Genomic DNA, 21,603 nt, shown 5'->3' on the forward strand with positions numbered 1-21,603 from the left:
CGGGGGGTGGGGCGAGGGGTGCTGGAGTTCCGGATCCTCGGGCCGATGGAGGTCGCGGACGGCGAACGGGCGGTGCCGCTCGGGCCGCCCAGACAACGGGCCCTGCTCGGCGCCCTGTTGCTGGCGGGCGGCGCCACCGTGCCGGTTCGCGCGCTGACCCGCTGTCTGTGGCCCGACGACCCCGACGGCGACCACGCGCAGGTGCTGCGCGTGCATCTGTCGGCGCTGCGCCAGCGGCTCGGCAGGGAGGCCCTCGCGCACGACACGGGCGGCTACCGCGTCGTCACCGAGCCCGGGCGCATCGACCTGTTCCGCTTCCGCGCCCTGGCCGAGGACGCGGCGCGGGTGCGCGCGGACGACGATCTGGAGCGGGCCGAGGAACTGCTCGGGAGGGCGCTCGGCCTGTGGCGCGGGGAGCCGTTCGAGGACACCGGGGACAGCGCGCTACGGGAGAGCGCGGCGGAGCGGCTCGTCGAGGAGCGGCGGCAGGCCCTCGAAGACCACGCCGAGGCGCTGGTCGTGCTGGGCCTGCACACCCGGGCGATCGGCCCGCTGACCGCTCTGACCACCGAGGTTCCGCACCGGGAGCGGCCCCGGTACCTGTTGATGTGGGCGCTGCACCTGGCGGGCCGCCGCACGGAGGCGCTCGCCGTCTACCCCGGCTACCGGCGCCGCCTCATCCGCGAGTTCGCCGCCGACCCGGGCCGCGATCTGCAGGAGCTGCACCGGCGGATCCTGTGCGACGACCCGACGCTCTCGCCGCGCCGCAGGAGGCGCATTCCGCGCGAACTCCCGCCGGACATCACGCACTTCACCGGACGCACCGCGGAACTGTCCGGCCTGGAACGGTGGTTGCCCGCACCCGGGGACCCTGCCGCGCACATCGTGGTGCACGGCGCGGCGGGTACGGGAAAGTCCTCGCTCGTCACGCACTTCGCGCACCTGCGTCAACAGGACTTCCCCGACGGCCAGTTGTACGCGGATCTGCACGGCACCAGGGAACGGCCCGCCGGCCCGGCGGCCGTCGCCGAGGACTTCCTGCGCTCGCTCGGCACTCCCCCGCGCTCCGTGCCGTCGGGCCTCGACGACCGCATCGGTGAACTGCGCACCCGTTCGGCGCGCCGCCGACTCCTCGTACTCCTCGACGACGCGCACGACGAGGCCCAGGTCGGCCCGCTGCTCGCGGCGTCGGCGGGCTCCGTCTCGCTGGTCACCAGCCGCTCCCCGCTCGGCGGCCTCGACACGCGGGCCCGGCTCCCCCTCGACGTGCTGTCCCGGGAGGACGCGCTCGCGTTCCTCGCGCGGGCCACGGCCGGTGCGAGCACCCGCGTGCCCGACGCCGAGGCGCTCGTCGACCGGTGCGGGCGGCTGCCGCTCGCCCTCGCCGTCCTCGCGAGCCGCATCGGGCAGGGCCGCCCCTCGCGCGTCAGCGCCCTCGCCGCGCGGCTCGCCGACGCCCGCGGCCGGATCGACGAGGTCCGGCACGGCGACCGCGCCCTGCGCCCGGTCCTCGCGCTCGCCTGCGCGGGCCTGCCGGAGGACGCGCGGGCGCTGCTGCGGGTCGCGGGCGCCCTGACGGAGCCCGAGTTCGCGCCGTGGTGTGCCGGTGGGCTCGTGCCGCGGCCCCGCGAGGCGGCCACGAACCTGGTCGACGCGGGGCTGCTGCAGCCGCGCGGGCTCGACCGGGCGGCCCAGGAACGCTTCGGGATCCACGCCCTCACCAGGCTCTACGCCCGCGAGCTGATCGGCGACTGCGGGGCCCGCGAGCTGCTGCGGTCCGTCGCCGAACAGGCCCTGATCGAGGTGGCCTTCGCCCGCTCGCTGATCGGCCCCGCCGACACCGTGACCCCGCTCGGCCTGCCGCTCGCGCTGCGGCCCGTCGGCTCCACCACCGGCATCGGCTGCACGCTGCGCTGGCTCGACGCCGAGCGGGTCTTCCTGACCGGCCTCGTCCAGGACGCGTACGACTACGGCTGGTACGGGGCGTGTTGGCAGCTGGCCCATCTGCTCACCCCACACCTGGCGGAGCGCCGCCGACTGTGCGACTGGGCGCGGGTCCAGCAGTTCGCCCTGCTCTCCCTGCCGCTGCTCGCCGATCCGCACGCGGCGGCTCTGGTCCGGCGCGACTTCGGGGATCTGCTCGCCGCGCGGGGGCAGCACGCCGACGCGGCCCGCGAACTCGGCGCCGCGCAGGCCGGGTTCGAGGCCTGCGGGGCGCCCGCCGAGGCCGCCCGCGCGCAGCGCCGCCGCGCGGAGGCGCTCAGCCACTTGGGCCGCCCCGCCGACGCGGAGGCGTGCCTGCGGTCCTGCCTCGACACGTTCCGGTCCCTGAACGACCGGCGCGGTCACGCGGAGACCGAGCTGGCGCTCGCCCTGGTGCTGCGCCGGGCCCGCCGCGGCAGGGAGGCGACGGCCCTCCTGCACTCGGCCCTCGCGGTCCACCGCGACCTGGGCGACCGCCCTGGCGAGGCGGCGGTGCTGCACGCGATGATCCACGTATGCCCGCCGACGGCCGCCGCGACGGCGGACCGCCAACTCGCCCTGGCCCGGCGCCTGGACGACCCGTGGCTCGAGGCACGCGCCCTGCGCGACCGGGCGGCCGTGCACCGGGCCCACGACCGGACCGCCGCCGCGGCGGAACTGGAGCAGCTGGCGCGGGACATCCTCGACGCGGCGGAGGAGGACGACTCCCGCGACTGAACGGATTGTGAACACCCACTCCTTACGGTGCCGTTCAGCCGACCCCGAGAAGGAGCGTCCCTATGGCACCCACATCGTTTCCGCGCCGCCGCGCCGCCGCACTCGCCGCCGGCTTCGCCCTGGGGCTCGGAGCCCTGACGGCGGGCGCCCTGCCCGCGGGCGCGTCGCCCGCGCAGCAGCGAGCGGTCGACTACGCGGCGGCCGACTACGACTGCACCTTCAGTTCCGAAGGGCCTCAGCTGTACGCCGGGCACTACGCCGGCTCCACGGCGGTGCCGGCGCGGCACGCGGTCTCGGCCCCCGGCATCGAGGCGCAGTGCCTGCTGCTCTCCATCGGGTACGACCCCGGCCGGATCGACGGCGTCTTCGGGCCCCGCTCGCAAGACGCGATGAAGCGGTTCCAGCGCGTCTACCTGGGGGACCCGGACGCCGACGGAATGCCGGGCCCGAACACCTGGACCACGCTGCGCTACACCGCCTACGACCCTTCGACCGACGACGGTGCGACGACATGGTGACTCCGGGGCCTGACGACCGTACCGCCGAGACGCCTCGCCTCTCCTGCCTGGGCCTCGTGGCCGTGGCCGGCGTACTGGTGATCGTCACGTCGCTGCTCGCCGGGAACAGCCTGCTGCTGTGGGTGGCAGTCGTCGTCGCCGCCGACTGGTGGATCGCGCGGGCCCCGGAGCGCCGCGCCTTCCCCGCGCTCCCTTCGACCGGTCTCGGCGCGGCGGGCGCCGTCTGGAAGTGGTGTTTCGCCGCGCCCGTGTACTGCGCCGAGCGGTGCTTCGGGCCGCGCGGCGAGCGGCGGATCGACGATCCGTTGGCGGCGGAGGTGAGCCGCTGGCGGGCGGCGCTGGGGCTCGGGTTCGTCATCGGCGTGCACCAGTTGGTGCTGCACGACACGGGCGCGCACGCCGGGGCGTTCGCGGACGCGCTGCTGAGCACGGTGGTGCTGCTCGCACTCGGGGTCCCCTTGACGGTGGGCCTGTTCCTGCTGGTGGCGCGACCGGCCGACCGGGCGGGGATCCGCCCCGGGCTGCTGCACGGGGTCCTCGCCCTCGGCGCGTTCGCGGCGACGCTGGCCGCGCTGGCCGGTGTCTCCGCGCTGACCGGCCTCATCGGCGGTCCCGTGGCCGTGCTGATCGGCGTGCTGGTGGTCAGCTGGGGGCTGCTGTTCCTGATGGCCGCCGCGTTCGAGGTACAGGAGCACTACTTCGGGGTGGCCGACATCCACCCGCTGCTGCTGCCGGTCACCGCGGTCGTCGGCGTCTGGCTGCTCAACGTCGTGTCCCCGCTGCTGGGTTCGGACCGCAACCAGAACGCCGCCGAGTGGATCCTCTCCCTCGGCGGCGCCCTGTCGGTCACTGCTCTTGCCGTGTGGCAGTTCCACCGCATGCGCAGCGTGCACGGAGTGCGGCTGCGCGGCACGGTGGGCGCGGGCTGAGCCGCGTACTGCTCCTACCCGCGTACTGCTCCTATCCGCCTACTTCTTCTTGCCGCGCTTCTCGCGCACCCGCACGGAGATGTGGATCGGCGTGCCCTCGAAGCCGAACTCCTCGCGCAGCCGGCGCTCGATGAAGCGCCGGTAGCCGTGCTCGATGAAGCCGGAGGCGAAGAGCACGAAGCGCGGCGGCTTGGAGGCGGCCTGGGTGCCGAACAGGATGCGGGGCTGCTTGCCGCCGCGCACCGGGTGCGGATGGGAGGCGACGAGCTCGCCGAGGAACGAGTTCAGGCGGCCCGTCGGGATACGCGTCTCCCAGCCCTCCAGGGCCGTCTCGATCGCGGGGACCAGCTTCTCCATGTGGCGTCCGGTGCGCGCCGACACGTTCACCCGGGGCGCCCACGCGACCTGGCCGAGCTCGGTCTCGATCTCGCGCTCCAGGTAGTAGCGGCGCTCCTCGTCGAGGGTGTCCCACTTGTTGTACGCGAGGACGACGGCGCGGCCCGCCTCGACGGCCATCGTCACGATCCGCTGGTCCTGGATGGAGATCGACTCGGAGGCGTCGATCAGGATGACCGCGACCTCCGCCTTCTCCACGGCGGCGGCGGTGCGCAGCGAGGCGTAGTAGTCGGCGCCCTGCTGGAGGTGGACGCGCTTGCGGATGCCCGCCGTGTCGACGAACTTCCAGGTGACACCGCCGAGTTCGATCAGCTCGTCGACCGGGTCGCGGGTGGTGCCCGCCAGTTCGTTGACGACGACGCGGTCCTCGTCGGCCACCTTGTTCAGGAGCGAGGACTTGCCGACGTTCGGGCGGCCGATGAGCGCGATGCGGCGCGGGCCGCCGAGCCCGGCGCCGCCGAAGGTCTGCTGCGGGGCCTCGGGCAGGGCCTCGAGGACGGCGTCGAGCATGTCGCCTGTGCCGCGGCCGTGCAGCGAGGAGACCGGGTGCGGCTCGCCGATGCCGAGCGACCACAGGTACGCGGCGTCCGCCTCGCCGCTGGGGCCGTCGACCTTGTTGGCGCACAGCACGACCGGCTTGTTGGCCTTGCGGAGCAGGCGTACGACGGCCTCGTCGGTGTCGGTGACGCCGACCTTGGCGTCGACGACGAAGACGACCGCGTCGGAGGCCTCGATCGCGTACTCGGCCTGCGCGGCCACGGACGCGTCGATGCCGAGGACGTCCTGCTCCCAGCCGCCGGTGTCGACGACCTTGAAGCGGCGGCCCGCCCACTCGGCCTCATAGGTGACGCGGTCACGCGTGACGCCGGGCTTGTCCTCGACGACGGCCTCGCGGCGCCCGATGATGCGGTTCACCAGGGTCGACTTGCCGACATTGGGGCGGCCGACGACGGCGAGCACCGGCAGCGGTCCGTGGCCCGCGGCGTCGATCGCGCCCTCGACGTCCTCGAGGTCGAAGCCCTCCTCCGCGGCGAGCTCCATGAACTCCGCGTACTCAGCGTCGCCCAGCTCCCCGTGCTCGTGTTCCGGGGAGCCCTCGGGCTGGATCTGGTCGTTCATGAAGTCCGTACCTCGTCGTTCATTCGTGGTGATCGGTGCGCCCGCTTCGCAAGGGAAGCCGGTGCACTACTGAAAGTCTCGCTCAGCGCCCGGTCAGGCGCCTGGCGTTTTCCAGGTGGCCGCTGAGCCGCTCCTGGATGCGCACGGTGGCCTCGTCGAGCGCCTTGCGCGTGCGCCGCCCGCTGCCGTCGCCCGCTTCGAAGGGGTCGCCGAAGACGACGTCGACCCGGCTGCGCAGCGGGGGCAGCTTCTTTATCAACCGTCCCGAGCGCTCCGTGCTTCCCAGTACGGCGACCGGGACGATCGGCGCCCCGCTGCGCACCGCGAAGTACGAGAGCCCGGCCCGCAGCGACGCGAAGTCGCCCTCGCCGCGCGTGCCCTCCGGGAAGATTCCGAGCACGCCCCCGTCCCCCAGCACATCGAGCGCACGGGTGATGGCCGTACGGTCGGCGGAGCTCCGGTCGACCTTCACCTGCCCGATCCCCTCCAGGAACGGGCCGAGCGGTCCGACGAACGCCTCCTGCTTGATCAGGAAGTGTGTCGGACGCGGGGCGACGCCCATGACCATGGGGCCGTCGATGTTGTGGGAGTGGTTCACCGCGAGGATCACCGGGCCGCTCGCCGGGACCCGCCAGGATCCCAGGACCCGCGGCTTCCACAGCCCGTACATGAGGCCGACGCCGATCCGCCGACCGACCTCGGCGCCCCGCTCGGAAGGCGCGTCGCTCACCGCGTCGGTCACTTGGAGGCTCGCTTCTCCTCGACCAGGGTGACGACGCACTCGATGACCTGCTGCAGCGTGAGGTCGCTTGTGTCGACCTCGACGGCGTCGTCGGCCTTGGCCAGCGGAGACGTCTTGCGGCTGGAGTCGGCCTTGTCGCGGGCGACGAGGGCCTCCTGCGTGGCCTTCACGTCGGCGCCCTTGAGCTCGCCGGAGCGGCGCGCGGCGCGGGCCTCGGGCGAGGCGGTGAGGAAGATCTTGAGGTCGGCGTCGGGCAGCACCGTCGTACCGATGTCACGGCCCTCGACGACGATGCCCTTCTCGGCGCCGAGCGCGATGGTGCGCTGCAGCTCGGTGATCCGGGCGCGCACCTCGGGCACCGCGCTGACGGCGCTGACCTTGGAGGTGACCTCGGTCGTACGGATCGGGGCGGACACGTCCGTGCCGTCCACCGTGATGGTGGGGGCGGACGGGTCGGTGCCCGAGACGATGTCGGCCTTGCCGGCGACGGCAGCGATGGCGGACGGGTCGTCCAGGTCGATGCCGTTGTGCACCATCCACCAGGTGATCGCCCGGTACTGGGCGCCGGTGTCCAGGTAGCTGAGGCCGAGCTGGGCGGCGACGGCCTTCGAGGTGCTCGACTTGCCCGTGCCGGAGGGTCCGTCGATGGCGACGATCACTGCTGCCGGGGCGGCGGTCGCGGCGGTTTCCATAGGTGACGGACACCTTTCTCAGTGCACGGGGGCATGGGTACGGAGCGCGGAAGCGCCCCGCACAAGGTTACTGGCTCTGGAAGACCCCTCTTCACCCACGGGCCCCCGCGGCCTACTGGCGCATCGCCCAGCCGCGCTCGCGCAGCGCGGCGGCCAGCTTGGGAGCCGCGGCGGGCTGCACCATGAGCTGGATGAATCCGGCCTGCTGCCCGGTCGCGTGCTCGATCCGCACATCCTCGATATTGACGCCGGCGGCGCCCGCGTCCGCGAAGATCCGCGCCAGCTCGCCGGGCTCGTCGGAGATGAGGACGGCCACGGCCTCGTACGTCGCCGGGGCCGCGCCGTGCTTGCCGGGGACCCGGGACTGGCCCGCGTTCCCGCGCCGCAGCATGGTCTCGACGCCGTCCACGCCCTCGCGCCGCTTGGCGTCGTCGGAGGACTGCAGGGAGCGCAGCGCCCGCACCGTCTCCTCCAGGTCGCCCGCGACGTCGGAGAGCAGGTCGGCGACGGGGCCCGGGTTCGCGGAGAGGATGTCGATCCACATCCGCGGGTCGGAGGCCGCGATCCGTGTCACATCGCGGATGCCCTGGCCACAGAGGCGTACGGCGGACTCGTCGGCCTTCTCCAGGCGGGCCGCGACCATGCTGGAGACCAGGTGCGGCATGTGCGAGACGAGGGCGACGGCCCGGTCGTGGGCGTCCGCGTCCATGACGACCGGGACGGCCCGGCACAGCGCGACCAGTTCGAGGGCGAGGTTCAGGACCTCGGTGTCGGTCCCGCGGGTCGGCGTCAGCACCCACGGCCGCCCCTCGAAGAGGTCGGCGGTGGCGGCGAGCGGGCCGCTGCGCTCCCGGCCGCTCATCGGATGCGTACCGATGTACGGGGTGAGGTCGAGGCCCAGCTCCTCCAGCTCGCGGCGCGGGCCGCCCTTGACGCTGGCGACGTCGATGTAGGCGCGGGCGGCACCGCGCCGCATCGCGTCGGCGAGCGAGGCGGCGACGTGCGCGGGCGGCACCGCGACGACGCACAGGTCGACGGCTCCCTCGGGCGCCTCGTCGGTGCCCGCGCCGAGCGCGGCGGCGGTGTGCGCCTGCGACGGGTCGTGATCGGCGAGGTGCACGGTGACGCCGCGCGAGGCCAGGGCCAGGGCGGCGGAGGTGCCGATCAGGCCGGTGCCGATGACGAGTGCGGTTCTCACTGGGCGATGTCCTTGCGGAGAGTGGCCGCGGTACCGAGGTAGACGTGCGCGACCTCGGCCTTGGTCCGCTCGGTCTCGATGTGCGCGAGGATCCGGACGACGCGCGGCATGGCCCCGGCGATCTCCAGCTCCTGCGCGCAGATCAGGGGGACGTCGACGATGCCGAGCTTGCGGGCGGCGGCCGCCGGGAAGTCGGAGTGCAGATCGGGGGTGGCCGTGAACCAGATCGAGATCAGGTCGTCGGCGGTCAGCTCGTTCCGCTCGAGGACGGCGGTGAGCAGCTCGCTCACCTGCTCGTCCATGTGCCCCGCCTCGTCCCGTTCGAGTTGGACGGCGCCCCGGACCGCTCGTACCGCCACGGTGTTCACCCCTTGATTCTGTGCGTACGTCGTTGCGCCGCCCAGCGTAATTGGGGCCGTACGCGCGAGTACGCGGCGCCCGTCCTTCGAGACGGCCGCCGCGCATCGTGGGACCCGGCTACATCTTCTGCCGCTGGACCAGCTCGTCGAGCGAGAGGCCGGGGACCTCCCCGTCGGGGGTCAGCTTGTCGACGGCCGTGGGCAGCGCCCCGGCGATCTCCTTCGCGGCCTCGTCGGGCGTGACGCCGGACTCGGCGGCGACCTTCTGCAGGGTCACCTCCGGCAGTCCCTCCTTGACCTGGTCGGGGGTGAGCGACTTGTTCTCGCCCTTGCCGACCCAGGAGTCGACCTGCTCCTGACCGACAAGCCCCGACTTGGTGATCTGCTCAAGCAACCCGCCCAGTGGGTTGCCGCCCGCCGAACCGCTCTGCCCCTTGGTGAAGGCGGCGAGCAGCGACGTGAGCACGCTGCCCGCGGAGCCACTGCCTCCCTTGTCGCCCAGGAGACCGCCGAGAAGACTGCCCAGGTCCAGGCCGCCGTTGTTGCTCGCCATGAGTCACGCCTTTCGCGACGTACTTCGGGATCCCTGCCAATGTCACCCGAACCGCCCCCTGTCGCCACTCGACCGGAGCTGCTTGCATGGAGGGCGGTACCGCTGCCGCCTCGGGGGGAGGCTCGGCCATGAAGCGCTCGGGACCGCTGTTCACACTGCTCGCCGGACTGGCCCTCGGCCTGTTCGTGCTGTCGCTCAACGCGACGACGGGCGAGGGCACTTCGTCGTACGGGAAGGCGCCCGCGGCGTCGGTCGCGGACTCGCCGTCCGCGAAGCCGTCCGCGAAGCCCTCCAAGAAGTCCTCCGAGAAGCCGTCGAAGGCGAGCCCCACCCGCACCGCCCGCCCCAAGACGAACTACGCGGGCCGCACCGACGACGACTCGTCCGCGATCTCCATCTCCGTACGCGGCGACAAGGCGATCGCCTACTTCTGCGACGGCCGCTCCAAGGAGTCGTGGCTCAAGGGCCCCGTGGAGGACGACGGTTCGATGAAGCTGACCGGCAAGAACGGCGCGAAGCTGGACGGCAAACTCACCGGCGACCGGGTGCGCGGCACCACGACCATCGAGAAGCACCCCTACGGCTTCACGGCGAAGAAGGCCGTCAAGCCGTCCGGCCTGTACCGGGCCACCACCGAGGTGCGCGGCGCGAAGATCGACGGCGGCTGGATCGTGCTGCCCGACGGCCGGCAGGTCGGCATCGTGCGCCGCGACGACAAGCCGAGCGGCGCGCCGCCCATCGACCCGGAATCGGGCGCGGTCACGGTCGACGGCGACCGTCTGACGGCCCGCCCGGTGACGCCGTGACCCTGTGACCTGCTGAGAGGGTTCCGATGACCGTCGACCCGAACGCCGCCACCCAGGGCTTCCCGAGCCCCGACCCCGACCACCGCCGCCCGTCCGCGGCCCGCTACCTGGTGCCCGCGATCGTGGCGGCGGCGGTGGCCGTGGCGCTCGGCGCGTACGGCAAGGTGCACGACCCGGAGGGCACGGCCTTCAACCTCGCCGGGTTCTCCAGTACGAGCGCGGTGAAGTCCTGGCTGGCGACGGCGGCCTTCGCCTTCGCGCTCGTCCAGATCGTCTCGGCCTTCATGGTGTACGGGAAGCTGCGCGGCCCGTCGTGGGCGCCGGCGCTGCACCGCTGGTCGGGCCGGGTCGCGTTCCTGCTCGCGGTGCCGGTGGCGGTGCACTGCCTCTACGCGCTCGGCTACCAGACGTACTCGACGCGGGTGATGTGGCACTCGTTCCTGGGCTGCTTCTTCTTCGGCGCGTTCAGCGCCAAGATGCTGCTGCTGCGCACGGAACGGCTGCCGGGCTGGCTGCTGCCGGTCGTGGGCGGCCTCGCGTTCGCCGTTCTTACGCTGCTGTGGCTGACGTCGGCGCTGTGGTTCTTCCGGACCGTGGGGGTGACGACATGAGGCGCGGCACGGCGTCCCGCAGGAGCGTGCTGATCGTGGGTGCGGCGGCGCTGGCGGCGGGCTGCAGCAAGTACGGGGACGAGAACGAGGGCGGCAACGGAGAAGCCCAGAAGTCGAAACCCGCACCCTCGGCCTCGGCCTCGGCCTCGAAACCGACGGGCACCGGCTCCCAACAGCCGCCCGCCGCCGACGCGTTGGCGAAGACCTCCGACATCCCGGTCGGCGGCGGCAAGGTCTTCCCCGACGACAAGGTCGTGGTGACCCAGCCGGCCAAGGGCGACTTCAAGGCGTTCTCCGCGATCTGCACGCACCAGGGCTGCACGGTCAAGGACGTCTCCGGCGGCACCATCAACTGCCCCTGCCACGGCTCGAAGTACAAGATCGCCGACGCGTCGGTGGCGGGCGGCCCGGCGCCCCGCCCCCTCGACAAACGCCAGATCAAGGTCACCGGAAACTCGATCACGCTGGCCTGACGACTCCGCGGCCGACGCACGTCGAGAGCCCGGCCGATGAACGGTTCCCGTGGGAGCTGGAGCGCTTCTGCGAACTGGCGCTGCGCGAGGCGTTCCTCTCCCGCCAGACACACGAGACATTCGCCCGCTACACGGCGTCCCACTCCGCCCCGAACTCCAGCAACTCCTCCCGGTGTTCGATCCGCGCCACCCACTCCCGGGGCCACGCGCCGGCGCCGCAGTACGCCCCCGCGAACGCCCCGGTCAGCGCCGCGATCGAGTCGGAGTCGCCGGAGGTGCAGGCGGCGCGGCGCAGCGCGAGCACCGGCTCGTCGACGAACAGCAGGAAGCACAACAACCCCGTGGCGAGCGCCTCCTCGGCGATCCAGCCGGCGCCGGTGGCGAGGCACGGATCCGTCTCAGGGGACTGCTCGCGCAGCGCGCCCCGCAGCCGGTCGAGGACGCCGAGACACTCGTCCCAGCCGTGCGCGATGAACCGCTGCGGCGTCGGCTCCGAGCCGCGCCGCCACAGGTCACCGAGCCAGGCCTCGTGGTACGTCTCCCGGTTCTCGTAGGCGTACGAACGCAGCATGCCGACGAGACCCGTCGGCTCGGCGCCCTGCGCGAGGAGCCGTACGGCGTGCGCGGTGAGGTCGGCGGCGGCGAGGCCCGTGGGGTGGCCATGGGTGAGTCCGGCCTGCAACTGGGCGGCGCCCGCCCGCTGTTCATCGCTCAGCCCAGGGACGAGCCCGAGCGGCGTGACCCGCATATTGGCGCCGCAGCCCTTGGAGTGGATCTGGCTGGCGTCCTGCCACCCCCGGCTCCCGGTCTCCAGCAGCCCGCACGCGCGCAGGCAGGTCCGACCGGGCGCGCGATTGTTGTCCGGCGAGCGGAACCAGTCGACGAACTCCTCGCGCAACGGCCGCTCGAACCCCTTCGGCCCGAGCGTCCCCCGCCCCGTCCCCTCGCGCAGCGCCCGCGCCACGGCGAGCGCCATCTGCGTGTCGTCGGTGATGTACGCGACGGAGCTGCCGGGCAGCTCCATCTCCCGCCACGGCCCGCACTTGTCGAGGATCGCCGGTACGTCGTGGAACTCGGTCGGGAAGCCGAGCGCGTCGCCGAGGGCGAGGCCGAGCAGCGAACCGGTGGCGGGGCGGCGGGTCGTCGTCATAGGCGTCATCGGCGGCCTCCTTCCGAGGGTTCGTGCGCGGGCCGCAGCAGCGGCGGGTGCAGGGACATCGCGCCGCCCGCCGCGTACAGCGCCGCCGGCTTGCCGCGCCCGCCGGTGAGCCGGGACGCGCCGGGGATCGGCTCGACGAAGCCGGGCGTCGCGAGCACCTTGCGGCGGAAGTTCGCCGGGTCGAGATCGGTCCCCCACACCACCTCGTAGACCTGCCGCAGCTCGCCGAGCGTGAACTCGGGCGGGCAGAACGCGGTGGCCAGGCAGGTGTACTCCAGCTTTCCGCCGATCCGGTCGTGGGCGTCGGCGAGGATCCGGTCGTGGTCGAAGGCGAGCGGGCCCTGCGTCCCGTACGGCAGCCAGGCGGCCCGCGCCGCGTCCCCGCCGCCGTACGCCTGCGGGGCGTCCGGCACGAGCGCCGCGAACGCGACGGACACCACCCGCATCCGCGGATCGCGGCCCGGTTCGCTGTACGTACGCAGCTGTTCCAGATGCAGCCCGGCGACATCGGCGAGCCCGGTCTCCTCGGCGAGCTCGCGCCGCGCCGCGCTCTCCGCGGACTCGTGCGGCTCCAGGAACCCGCCGGGCAGCGCCCAGCGCCCCGCGTACGGCTCGTGCCCGCGCTCGACGAGCAGGATCTGCAGGGCGCCGCCCCGGAGCGTGAAGACGGCGAGGTCGACGGTGACGGCGAACGGTTCGTAGGCGTACTTGTCGTAGCCCGGCACGTGGCTGTTGTCGGACATGCGGAGACCCCCTCCCTTATTGGTCCAATCGACTTTAAAAGGAGGGGGTCTCCGCACACAAGACCTGTGCGGCCGTGCCTACAGGTCGACCTCCTGCATCAGCATGCCGACCTCGGTGTTCGACAGGCGCCGCAGCCAGCCCGACTTCTGGTCGCCCAGGGTGATCGGCCCGAAGGCGACCCGCACGAGCTTGTCGACCGGGAACCCGGCCTCGGCGAGCATCCGCCGCACGATGTGCTTGCGGCCCTCGTGCAGGGTGACCTCGACGAGGTAGTTCTTGCCGGTCTGCTCGACGACGCGGAAGTGGTCCGCGCGCGCGTACCCGTCCTCCAGCTCGATGCCGTCCTTGAGCCGCTTGCCCAGGTCGCGCGGGATCGGCCCGACCAGGTGCGCGAGGTAGACCTTCTTCACGCCGTACTTCGGGTGCGTGAGGCGGTGGGCCAGCTCGCCGTGGTTGGTGAGCAGGATGACGCCCTCGGTCTCCGTGTCGAGGCGGCCGACGTGGAAGAGCCGCGTCTCACGGTTCTGCACGTAGTCGCCCAGGCACTGCCGCCCCTCGTTGTCCTCCATCGTGGAGACGACACCGACCGGCTTGTTCAGCGAGAAGAACTGGTACGACTGCGTGGCCACGGTCAGCCCGTCGACCTTGATCTCGTCCTTCTCCGTGTCGACACGGAGGCCCTGCTCCATGACGATCTCGCCGTTGACCTCGACGCGGGCCTCGTCGACCAGCTCCTCGCAGGCGCGCCGCGATCCGTAACCGGCGCGGGCCAGCACCTTCTGCAGCCGCTCGCCCTCCTGCTCGGCACCGGGGAACGTCTTCGGGAGCTTGGCCGCCGGCTTACCGGCGTACCGCTCGCGGTTGCGCTCCTCGGCCCGCGTCTCGTACTCGCGCGAACGCGAGGGAGCCGTACGGCCGCGGCCCTGGTCCTGGCCGCGCTTGGGGCCGCCCTTCGCGCCGCCGCGCGCGGAGGCGCCGCGGCCCGACTTCGGGCCCTCCTTCGAGGCGTTCGGACCTACGTCGTAGAGCCGCTCCTCGGGACGCGGCCGCTTGGGGCGGCCGCTGCCCTGCTGCTTGTCGTCGCGGTTGTTGCCGGCGCCGCGGTAGTTGCCCCGGCCCCCGCTCTTCCCGCCGCGGCCGCTGCTGTTGCCACCACGGCTCCCGCCGTTGTTTCCGCTGCTGTTCCTGCCGCTGTTGCTTCGCATCAAATTTCCGTTAGTCGTGTACTGCCTCGACACCCGGCGCATCGGGTGCGTCCGGGTCGAACGACGGGACCCCTTCCTGCGTATCGCCCTCGATCGCGTCCGCCTCGGGGAGGAAGGGCGCGAGTTCCGGCAGCTCGTCCAGGCCGCGCAGGCCCATCCGCTCCAGGAAGTAGTTCGTCGTCCTGTACAGGATCGCACCTGTTTCGGGTTCCGCGCCCGCCTCCTCCACCAGCCCCCGCTGCAACAGGGTCCTCATGACCCCGTCACAGTTCACTCCGCGCACGGCGGAGACCCGGGAACGGCTGACCGGCTGCCGGTACGCGACGACGGCGAGCGTCTCCAGGGCCGCCTGGGTGAGCCTCGCCACCTGCCCGTCGAGCACGAAGCCCTCGACGGCGGCCGCGTACTCGGGCCGGGTGTAGAACCGCCACCCGCCGGCGACGAGCCGCAGCTCGAAGCCCCGCCCCTGCACGCGGTACTCGTCGACGAGCTCGCGCAGCGCATCGCTCACGGCCCGCCGTGGCCGCCGCAGGATCTTCGCGAGGTGCTCCTCGGTGGCAGGCTCGTCCACGACCATGAGTACGGCTTCCAGGGCGGGCTTGAGCTCCAGTTCCGCCACCCCACCGGGATCGTCCTGCACACTCACGCGACAGCCTCCTTCTGCTCCGGCCCCTCGGGCCCATCGGGCACCTCGGGCGCCCGGTCGAACTCGTCCGTGACCACGGGCTCGTCGTCCCCGTCCCCACCGGTCCACCGCACGAGCAGCTCGCCCAGCGGAGTCTCCTGCTCGAGCCCGACGGCCTTCTCCCGGTACAGCTCCAGCAGCGCGAGGAACCGGGCGACGACGGTGAGCGTGTCGTCGGTATCGGCGACCAGCTCCCGAAACGGCGCCTCCCCGACCTCCTTGAGCCGCGCCACGACGTACTGCGCCTGCTCCTGCACGCTCACCAGCGGCGCGTGGATGTGCTCGATGTACACCTGCGGCTTCGGCTTGGGCTGCATCGCCTTCACGGCGAGCTTCGCGAACCCCTCGGCGCCGATGTTGATGACGACGTCGGGCAGCAGCTCGGCGTGGTGCGGTTCGAGCCCCACGGTCCGCGGATACCTCCGCGCCTCGTCGTCCATCCGCCCGCTGAAGATGTCGGCGATCTCCTTGTACGCGCGGTACTGCAGCAGCCGCGCGAACAACAGGTCCCGCGCTTCGAGGAGGGCCAGATCGGCCTCGTCCTCCACCTCTGCGGCGGGCAGCAGCCGGGCGGCCTTCAGATCGAGCAACGTAGCGGCGACGACGAGGAACTCCGTCGTCTGATCCAGGTCCCAGTCACTGCCCATGGCCCGGATGTGCGCCATGAACTCATCGGTGACCTTGGACAGCGCGACCTCGGTGACATCGAGCTTATGCTTCGAGATCAGCTGCAACAGAAGGTCGAACGGCCCCTCAAAATTGTCCAGCCGAACCTTGAACTTCCCATCACCAACCTCGGCCTCCCCCGCCTCGCCCTCCGGCTCCGCCAGCCCCGCCTTGGGCAATCTGCCGCCTAGTGGGGTCTCCCCTGCTCGGAGCTTGTCGGAGAGCTTGGGGAAGGCAGGGTGGGCAAGGCGGCCCCCGGTTCCGGCCGCAGGGTCGGACGACGCCGACTCCGGCGCGGCAAGCGCACCCCGCCCCAGCGCACGCCGAGTCGCACCCCGGTCGGGCGAAGGCAACGGCGAAAGCGAAGACGCGGCAGGTTCGTTATCGGGCATCACTGCCGGAGGCTACCGCTACCGCCCACGCAGCCGACGTACAAGAATGCTCGCGTCACCCCGCGACTCCAGGTCGGCCAGGACCACGGCGACCGCCTCACGCACGATCCGCCCGCGGTCGACCGCGAGCCCGTGCTCACCGCGCAGCACGAGCCGCGCGTGCTCGAGGTCCATCAGCTCCTCGGCGGACACGTACACCGTGATCTTCTCGTCGTGCCGCTCACGCCCACTGGGCCGCCGGTTCGCCGCACGCGACGAGGACGACCTCTTCCGCGCCTGCCCACCGGAACCGGCACCGCCACCGGCCCCTCGCCCACCGGAACCTTCCTGCGCCCCGCCGGAGGCCCTCCGTACGGTCTTGTCCGCGGCCTCCGCGGCGGCCCGACTCCGCGATCCGGCCTCCGACTCGGCCTCCGCGGCGGAGTGTTCACCGGAACCGGAGGACGCGGGAGCCGACTCCCCGTCACCGTCCTGCCCACCGCCCGACGACGCTGCCGCCGCCTCGTCACTCTCCCCGGCGGGCCCCGGAACCCTCGCGGCCTCCCCGTTCGCCGAACGTCTCGGCGAAGACGCCTGCAGTCCCATGCCCCCGGTCGTACGGAACAGTTCGTCGGCCCCCGGCAGACTCACTCGGCGTGACACCGGGCGAGCACCTCCCTGGCGAGCTGGCGATAGGCGGCGGCACCGACGGAGTTGGACGCGTACGTGGTGATCGGTTCACCGGCGACCGTGGTCTCCGGGAAGCGCACGGTCCGGCCGATCACCGTGTGGTAGACGTTGTTGTCGAACGCCTCGACCACCCGCGCGAGCACCTCACGGCTGTGCACGGTCCGCGAGTCGTACATCGTGGCGAGGATCCCGTCGAGCTCCAGGTCGGGGTTGAGCCGCTCCTGGACCTTCTCGATCGTCTCGGTCAGCAGCGCCACACCGCGCAGCGCGAAGAACTCGCACTCCAGCGGGACGATGACCTTGTGAGCGGCGGTGAGCGCGTTCACCGTCAACAGCCCCAAGGACGGCTGACAGTCGATCACGATGTAGTCGTAGTCGGCCATCAGCGGCTTGAGCGCCCGCTGCAGCGTGGACTCGCGCGCGACCTCGCTGACCAACTGCACCTCGGCAGCGGACAGGTCGATGTTGCTTGGCAGCAGGTCCATGTTCGGAACCGCGGTCTTCAGCAGCACCTCGTCGGCGGCCATGCCCCGCTCCATGAGCAGGTTGTAGACCGTGAGGTCGAGCTCCATCGGGTTCACACCCAGGCCCACGGAGAGCGCGCCCTGCGGGTCGAAGTCGACGAGCAGGACGCGGCGTCCGTACTCGGCGAGCGCGGCACCCAGGTTGATGGTCGACGTGGTCTTGCCGACGCCGCCCTTCTGGTTGCACATCGCGATGATCTTCGCCGGCCCGTGGTCGGTCAGCGGTCCTGGAATCGGGAAGTACGGCAAGGGACGTCCGGTGGGGCCGACGCGCTCGCGGCGCTGGCGGGCAGCGTCGGGTGCGAGCGTGGCCGCGTACTCGGGGTCGGGCTCGTATTCGGCGTCGGGGTCGTAGAAGTGCCCCTCGGGCAGTTCGTCGTAGTCGGCGAAGCGGCTGTTTGCGTCGCCACTTCGGTCGCCGGCCATGGCGTTCACGTGATGGCCATCCATGCTCTGGTGTGCTGTCTGCGTCGGCGTCTGCTGGGGGATGCCCTGATAACTGCTCTGCTGCTGGGCAGCGAAGGTACGCACAGCGACGGAGCCGACAGCCTGAAGCCCCGCGGGAACCTGTCCGCCTGGCTGGCCACCTCCGGGAGTAAATGTCGACTCATTCACAAGTCGTCTTACCTCCTTGGATATGACCAGGAACATTTATCGATAGGTCAGCGTGGCACCATGCCGACGGTTGGCGACTCTATGGCGTGTCACCGCTCCGCAGCAACACAATCCGCCGGACCCGGCACGATGTGTCGGTAACGAAACACCCTCATGTCAAGGGCGTACGACGGCTCTTCGGTGCATTTCGTCGGTGCGCGAATCGGTTAAAGGGTTACGTTCAAGGCGAGTTGACCATGTCCGGACCCGTACCGTTCCCCTACACGTACGGCCGGACCCCTATCAAGGTCCGGCCGTAGGCGTGAGATTGACGACTTTTGTTGACGTCGCCTTGGAGACAGGTCAGCCGAGGAGGCTCTCCAGGTCGAGGTGCTCGAGGCCGTGCGCCTCGGCGACCTCCTTGTAAACGACCTTGCCGTCATGGGTGTTGAGGCCCAGGGCGAGAGCGTCGTCGCGGCGCAGGGCCTCGGCCCAGCCGCGGTTCGCCAGCTCGACGATGTACGGGAGCGTGGCGTTGGTCAGCGCGTACGTCGAGGTGTTGGGCACCGCGCCGGGCATGTTGGCGACGCAGTAGAAGACCGAGTTGTGCACCTTGAAGGTCGGCTCGGCGTGCGTGGTCGCGTGCGAGTCCTCGAAGCAGCCGCCCTGGTCGATCGCGATGTCGACAAGGACACTTCCCGGCTTCATGCGCGATACGAGCTCGTTGGTGACGAGCTTCGGGGCCTTGGCGCCCGGGATGAGGACGGCGCCGATGACGAGGTCGGCGTCGAGGCAGGCCTTCTCCAGCTCGAAGGCGTTGGAGACGACGGTCTGGATCTTCGTACCGAAGACCTTGTCCGCTTCCTTGAGCTTGTTGATGTCCTTGTCGAGCAGGGTCACGTGGAAGCCCATGCCGATGGCGATCGTCGCGGCGTTCCAGCCGGAGACGCCGCCGCCGATGACGACGGCCTTGCCCGCGTGCACGCCCGGGACACCGCCCGGCAGCACACCGCGGCCACCGTTGGCGGCCAGCAGGTGGTAGGCGCCGACCTGCGGGGCGAGGCGGCCCGCGACCTCGGACATCGGGGCGAGCAGCGGCAGCTGGCGGTTCGCGGTCTCGACCGTCTCGTACGCGATCGCGGTCGTGCCCGACTCCAGGAGCGCGTCCGTGCACTCCTTGGACGCGGCCAGGTGCAGGTACGTGAAGAGGGTCTGGTCCTTGCGGAGGCGGTGGTACTCCTCCGCGATCGGCTCCTTGACCTTCAGCAGCAGGTCGGCCGTGGCCCAGACCTCGTCGGCTGTGCCGAGGATCTGCGCGCCCGCCGAGACGTACTCGTCGTCCGTGATCGAGGAGCCCACGCCGGCGTTCTGCTCGACGAAGACCTGGTGGCCGTGACGGACCAGCTCGTGGACACCGGCAGGGGTGATGGCCACCCGGAACTCGTTGTTCTTGACCTCGCGGGGGATGCCGACCTTCATCGTCGATCACGGTCCTTGGCTCAGGGGGTTAAAACGGGCAATGCACTACGAACCGGTACATCACGGGACGCACCGGGAGACGCCACGGATCACCGCGGCAGAGCCAGTCTAATGAAGGTTTTTGAGCTGTCTAGCCTTCCGATGCATCAATCTTCTGCGGATGTGCTGCGGATTTCGCAGGCGTTAGGTTCCTGTTCCGAAGGTTTTGCTTCCGCTCCTTCCGGAGCCGCCAGCTCCTCTCCCAGCATGCGCTCGGCGGCACCCCGGTGCAGCTTGGCCGAGGCCGGGTCGCCGAGCCGGTCGAGGGTGTCGGCGAGCCGCAGCTGGAGCGCCGCCTGCAGCCGTACGTCGTGGGCCTGGCGCGCCCACTCGACCGCCTCCCGGCAGGTGTGCAGCGACTCCTCGGGGCGGCCCGCGTATTCGAGCACCCGGGCCAGCTCGCTCAACGCCCGTGCCTGCGCGGGCACATCGCCCTCCTTGCGGTACCCGGCGACGGCCGATCGCCAGCTGCGCAGCGCCTCCCCGTATCTCCCCGCGTATGTCTGGACTCCCGCGATACGTCCGTGCAGGCGCGCGGCGTCGGCCCGCTCGCCGCGCGTGAGCCGCTGGGCGAGGGCCCGGCCGTACCAGTCGGCGGCCCGCTGCCAGTCCCCCAGCTCCTGATGGGCGCCGCCTACGGATTCCATCGCACGGCCGGTCGCGTACGGGTCCCGGGCCTCGCGCCCCGCGTCGAGCGCGGCCCGGTAGCGGGTGAGCGCCTCCTGGGTACGTCCCGTCCTGGCGTCGAGGTCGGCCAGGTTGAGCAGGGCGGCGGCCTTCTCCCTCGGGAGGTCGCGGCGCTCGGCGACGTCGAGCACGAGCCGGTGCAGCCCGTACAGCTCGGGGGCGGCCTCCTCGGTCCCCTTGTGCGCCACCACCGCGCGTACGAGAGCGGCCATCAGGCGGCGTGCGAGGGTGTCCAACTCGCCGTCGGCGACGGCCAGTCGGGCCGCGGCGAGCAGTGCGGGCTGCCGTACGCGCAGCCATTCGGCGGCCGTCTCCCGGTCGGCGAAGCGCAGCGCCGTCGGCAGCCCCGCGAGCTTCTTGCGGGCCGCGGAGCCCTCGGGTTCGGTGACGGCGCGGCACGAGGTGAGCAGCCGCACGGTCCGCTCCAGCATCCGGGCGCGGGCCAACTGCACTTCGGCGGGCCGGTCGAGGGTCTCGGTGAGGCCGCGCAGGAACGGCGCGAGGCACCCCGGCACCTCGTACTGCGGCAACTCGGAGTCCACGGGCCGGACCAGGCCGAGCGTGACGAAGGCGTCGAGGGTGCTGTGGGCCGCGGCGACGGAGCAGCCGGCGAGGGCGGATGCGGTGTGCGGATCGACGTAGCCCTCGGGGGCGAGGCACAGATAGCGCAGTATCCGGGCGGCGGGCCCGGGCAGCGCTTCGTACGCGAACCGGAACACGCGCGCGAGGGCGGAGCCGTCCGGCTCCAGGGCGTGCAGCTGCTTCGCCAGATCGGCGACGGACTCCTTGGGGCGCGCGGCGAGCCAGCCGCCCGCGATGTTCAGGGCGGCGGGTTCGGCGCCGCACAGTTCCACGAGCGATTCCGCCGAGCGCGGGTCGCAGGTGACACGGACGGAGCCGGTGTGCCGGGTGAGGAGTTCGAGCGCGGCCTTGGTGTCGAGCCCGCCGAGCGTGCAGGGCCGGACATCCGGGATGCCGGTGAGCGGCCCCTCGGCGACAGCCACGGCGAGGCAGTCCGGGGTGTCCGGCAGCAGCGGGTCGACCTGCTCGGCGCTGCCCGCGTCGTCGAGCAGCAGCACGACGCGGCGCACGGCGAGGCCTTCGCGGAGGCGTTCGGCGAGGTCGTCGGCGTTTTCGCCGGGGGGTGCGGGGAGGTCGAGCGCCGTCAGCAGGTCACGCAGGACCCGGTCGGCGGGGATCGGGGTGCCGTCGGGGGCGGTGAGCCGGGTTCGCAGGGTGCCGTCGGGGTACTGGTCGGCGACCTTGCGCACCAGTTCCTCGGCGAGGGCGGTACGCCCCGTGCCCGGGCGCCCCGCGATGAGGAGCACCCGCGCACGTGGCGCCTTCCGCCCGGAGAGCGTGTCGAGTCCGGCCCGCTCGATGTCGGCCCGGAGCTGCGACAACTCCCGCTTGCGCCCCAGGAACTGACGCTCCGCCACCTCTTGCCCCCGACGGGTGCGACGCCGCTTGCGGGACCGTCCGGGGGCCGACTCGACCTCCGTCACGTCGTCCGACTCGACCGCCTGATCCGTCACGGGCCACGCTCCGTCTCACCCATCCCCTCCGGGGGTCGGCAGGGGGCGTTCCCGAGCCTAGTTGAGGGGGTGTGGGTGGCCCTGGCGGGCGGCGCGCGTGGATCGCCTGATCGGATCAGCGGATCGTGT

Annotated in this window: 21 protein-coding genes and 1 pseudogene; 7 read left to right on the forward strand and 15 right to left on the reverse strand. The window is 72.0% G+C overall.

Going from position 1 to position 21,603, the window contains the following annotated elements; translation table 11 throughout:
- Window positions 1–18 precede the first annotated feature (18 nt).
- From RBJ65_RS38265 to RBJ65_RS38275, 3 genes are all read left to right on the forward strand, one after another.
- Complete coding sequence (locus RBJ65_RS38265) at window positions 19–2,700, forward strand: AfsR/SARP family transcriptional regulator (RefSeq protein WP_306332200.1); 2,682 nt, start codon at window positions 19–21, stop codon at window positions 2,698–2,700.
- Between the two features lie 62 nt (window positions 2,701–2,762).
- Window positions 2,763–3,218 (forward strand): peptidoglycan-binding protein, encoded by a 456-nt coding sequence (locus RBJ65_RS38270; protein WP_306323986.1) that lies wholly within the window; start codon window positions 2,763–2,765, stop codon window positions 3,216–3,218.
- Window positions 3,212–4,147, forward strand: coding sequence for a hypothetical protein (locus RBJ65_RS38275; RefSeq protein ID WP_306323985.1), 936 nt, complete (start codon window positions 3,212–3,214; stop codon window positions 4,145–4,147). The genes RBJ65_RS38270 and RBJ65_RS38275 overlap by 7 nt, the downstream gene beginning before the upstream one ends.
- A gap of 39 nt (window positions 4,148–4,186) precedes the next feature.
- Here the strand turns inward: RBJ65_RS38275 and der are convergent, their stop codons facing one another.
- The 6 genes from der to RBJ65_RS38305 form a co-directional block, all read right to left on the reverse strand.
- Window positions 4,187–5,662, reverse strand: a complete 1,476-nt coding sequence (gene der, locus RBJ65_RS38280; protein ID WP_306323984.1) for a ribosome biogenesis GTPase Der — start codon at window positions 5,660–5,662, stop codon at window positions 4,187–4,189.
- A gap of 82 nt (window positions 5,663–5,744) precedes the next feature.
- On the reverse strand, window positions 5,745–6,392 hold the full coding sequence (locus RBJ65_RS38285; RefSeq protein WP_306323994.1) for a 1-acyl-sn-glycerol-3-phosphate acyltransferase: 648 nt from the start codon (window positions 6,390–6,392) through the stop codon (window positions 5,745–5,747).
- Window positions 6,393–6,400: 8 nt separating this feature from the next.
- On the reverse strand, window positions 6,401–7,096 hold the full coding sequence (cmk, locus tag RBJ65_RS38290; RefSeq protein ID WP_306323983.1) for a (d)CMP kinase: 696 nt from the start codon (window positions 7,094–7,096) through the stop codon (window positions 6,401–6,403).
- A gap of 112 nt (window positions 7,097–7,208) precedes the next feature.
- Window positions 7,209–8,294, reverse strand: coding sequence for a prephenate dehydrogenase (locus tag RBJ65_RS38295; RefSeq protein WP_306323981.1), 1,086 nt, complete (start codon window positions 8,292–8,294; stop codon window positions 7,209–7,211).
- A complete protein-coding gene (aroH, locus tag RBJ65_RS38300; RefSeq protein WP_306323993.1) occupies window positions 8,291–8,653 on the reverse strand; it encodes a chorismate mutase in 363 nt (120 codons plus the stop codon). Before aroH ends, RBJ65_RS38295 begins: the two co-directional genes overlap by 4 nt.
- A 118-nt stretch (window positions 8,654–8,771) precedes the next feature.
- Entirely contained in the window at window positions 8,772–9,206 is a 435-nt protein-coding gene (locus tag RBJ65_RS38305) for a YidB family protein (RefSeq protein ID WP_306323980.1), read from the reverse strand.
- 128 nt (window positions 9,207–9,334) lie between these two features.
- Between RBJ65_RS38305 and RBJ65_RS38310 the strand changes: the two genes are divergently transcribed.
- The 4 genes and pseudogenes from RBJ65_RS38310 to RBJ65_RS38325 form a co-directional block, all read left to right on the forward strand.
- Window positions 9,335–10,012 (forward strand): hypothetical protein, encoded by a 678-nt coding sequence (locus RBJ65_RS38310; RefSeq protein ID WP_306323979.1) that lies wholly within the window; start codon window positions 9,335–9,337, stop codon window positions 10,010–10,012.
- 26 nt (window positions 10,013–10,038) lie between these two features.
- Window positions 10,039–10,623 (forward strand): DUF6529 family protein, encoded by a 585-nt coding sequence (locus RBJ65_RS38315; RefSeq protein WP_306323978.1) that lies wholly within the window; start codon window positions 10,039–10,041, stop codon window positions 10,621–10,623.
- Window positions 10,620–11,096, forward strand: a complete 477-nt coding sequence (locus RBJ65_RS38320) for a Rieske (2Fe-2S) protein (protein WP_306323977.1) — start codon at window positions 10,620–10,622, stop codon at window positions 11,094–11,096. Before RBJ65_RS38315 ends, RBJ65_RS38320 begins: the two co-directional genes overlap by 4 nt.
- A gap of 11 nt (window positions 11,097–11,107) precedes the next feature.
- Window positions 11,108–11,227 (forward strand): annotated as a pseudogene (locus RBJ65_RS38325) (nucleotidyltransferase); the annotation flags it as partial.
- On the opposite strand, the gene RBJ65_RS38330 reads toward RBJ65_RS38325, so the two are convergent.
- From RBJ65_RS38330 to RBJ65_RS38370, 9 genes are all read right to left on the reverse strand, one after another.
- A complete protein-coding gene (locus RBJ65_RS38330) occupies window positions 11,224–12,255 on the reverse strand; it encodes an ADP-ribosylglycohydrolase family protein (RefSeq protein ID WP_306323976.1) in 1,032 nt (343 codons plus the stop codon). The pseudogene RBJ65_RS38325 and the gene RBJ65_RS38330 sit on opposite strands and share 4 nt — an antisense overlap.
- Window positions 12,252–12,998, reverse strand: coding sequence for an NUDIX domain-containing protein (locus tag RBJ65_RS38335; protein WP_306323975.1), 747 nt, complete (start codon window positions 12,996–12,998; stop codon window positions 12,252–12,254). The genes RBJ65_RS38330 and RBJ65_RS38335 overlap by 4 nt, the downstream gene beginning before the upstream one ends.
- Window positions 12,999–13,076: 78 nt before the next feature.
- On the reverse strand, window positions 13,077–14,204 hold the full coding sequence (locus RBJ65_RS38340) for a pseudouridine synthase (protein ID WP_306323974.1): 1,128 nt from the start codon (window positions 14,202–14,204) through the stop codon (window positions 13,077–13,079).
- Between the two features lie 10 nt (window positions 14,205–14,214).
- The gene (gene scpB / locus RBJ65_RS38345; protein ID WP_306323973.1) at window positions 14,215–14,850 is read right to left on the reverse strand and encodes an SMC-Scp complex subunit ScpB; all 636 of its coding nucleotides are present in this window, start codon (window positions 14,848–14,850) and stop codon (window positions 14,215–14,217) included.
- Window positions 14,847–15,947: a ScpA family protein gene (locus RBJ65_RS38350; protein ID WP_372341460.1), complete on the reverse strand. Its 1,101-nt coding sequence runs from the start codon at window positions 15,945–15,947 to the stop codon at window positions 14,847–14,849. The genes scpB and RBJ65_RS38350 overlap by 4 nt, the downstream gene beginning before the upstream one ends.
- A gap of 18 nt (window positions 15,948–15,965) precedes the next feature.
- Window positions 15,966–16,589 (reverse strand): hypothetical protein, encoded by a 624-nt coding sequence (locus RBJ65_RS38355; RefSeq protein ID WP_306323972.1) that lies wholly within the window; start codon window positions 16,587–16,589, stop codon window positions 15,966–15,968.
- The gene (locus RBJ65_RS38360; protein WP_306323971.1) at window positions 16,574–17,755 is read right to left on the reverse strand and encodes a ParA family protein; all 1,182 of its coding nucleotides are present in this window, start codon (window positions 17,753–17,755) and stop codon (window positions 16,574–16,576) included. The genes RBJ65_RS38355 and RBJ65_RS38360 overlap by 16 nt, the downstream gene beginning before the upstream one ends.
- A gap of 342 nt (window positions 17,756–18,097) precedes the next feature.
- Window positions 18,098–19,213, reverse strand: coding sequence for an alanine dehydrogenase (gene ald / locus RBJ65_RS38365; RefSeq protein ID WP_306323970.1), 1,116 nt, complete (start codon window positions 19,211–19,213; stop codon window positions 18,098–18,100).
- Between the two features lie 146 nt (window positions 19,214–19,359).
- On the reverse strand, window positions 19,360–21,342 hold the full coding sequence (locus RBJ65_RS38370) for a tetratricopeptide repeat protein (RefSeq protein ID WP_306323991.1): 1,983 nt from the start codon (window positions 21,340–21,342) through the stop codon (window positions 19,360–19,362).
- Window positions 21,343–21,603: the final 261 nt, after the last annotated feature.

The organism is Streptomyces sp. KL109B, assembly GCF_030766935.1.
Lineage (GTDB): Bacteria > Actinomycetota > Actinomycetes > Streptomycetales > Streptomycetaceae > Streptomyces.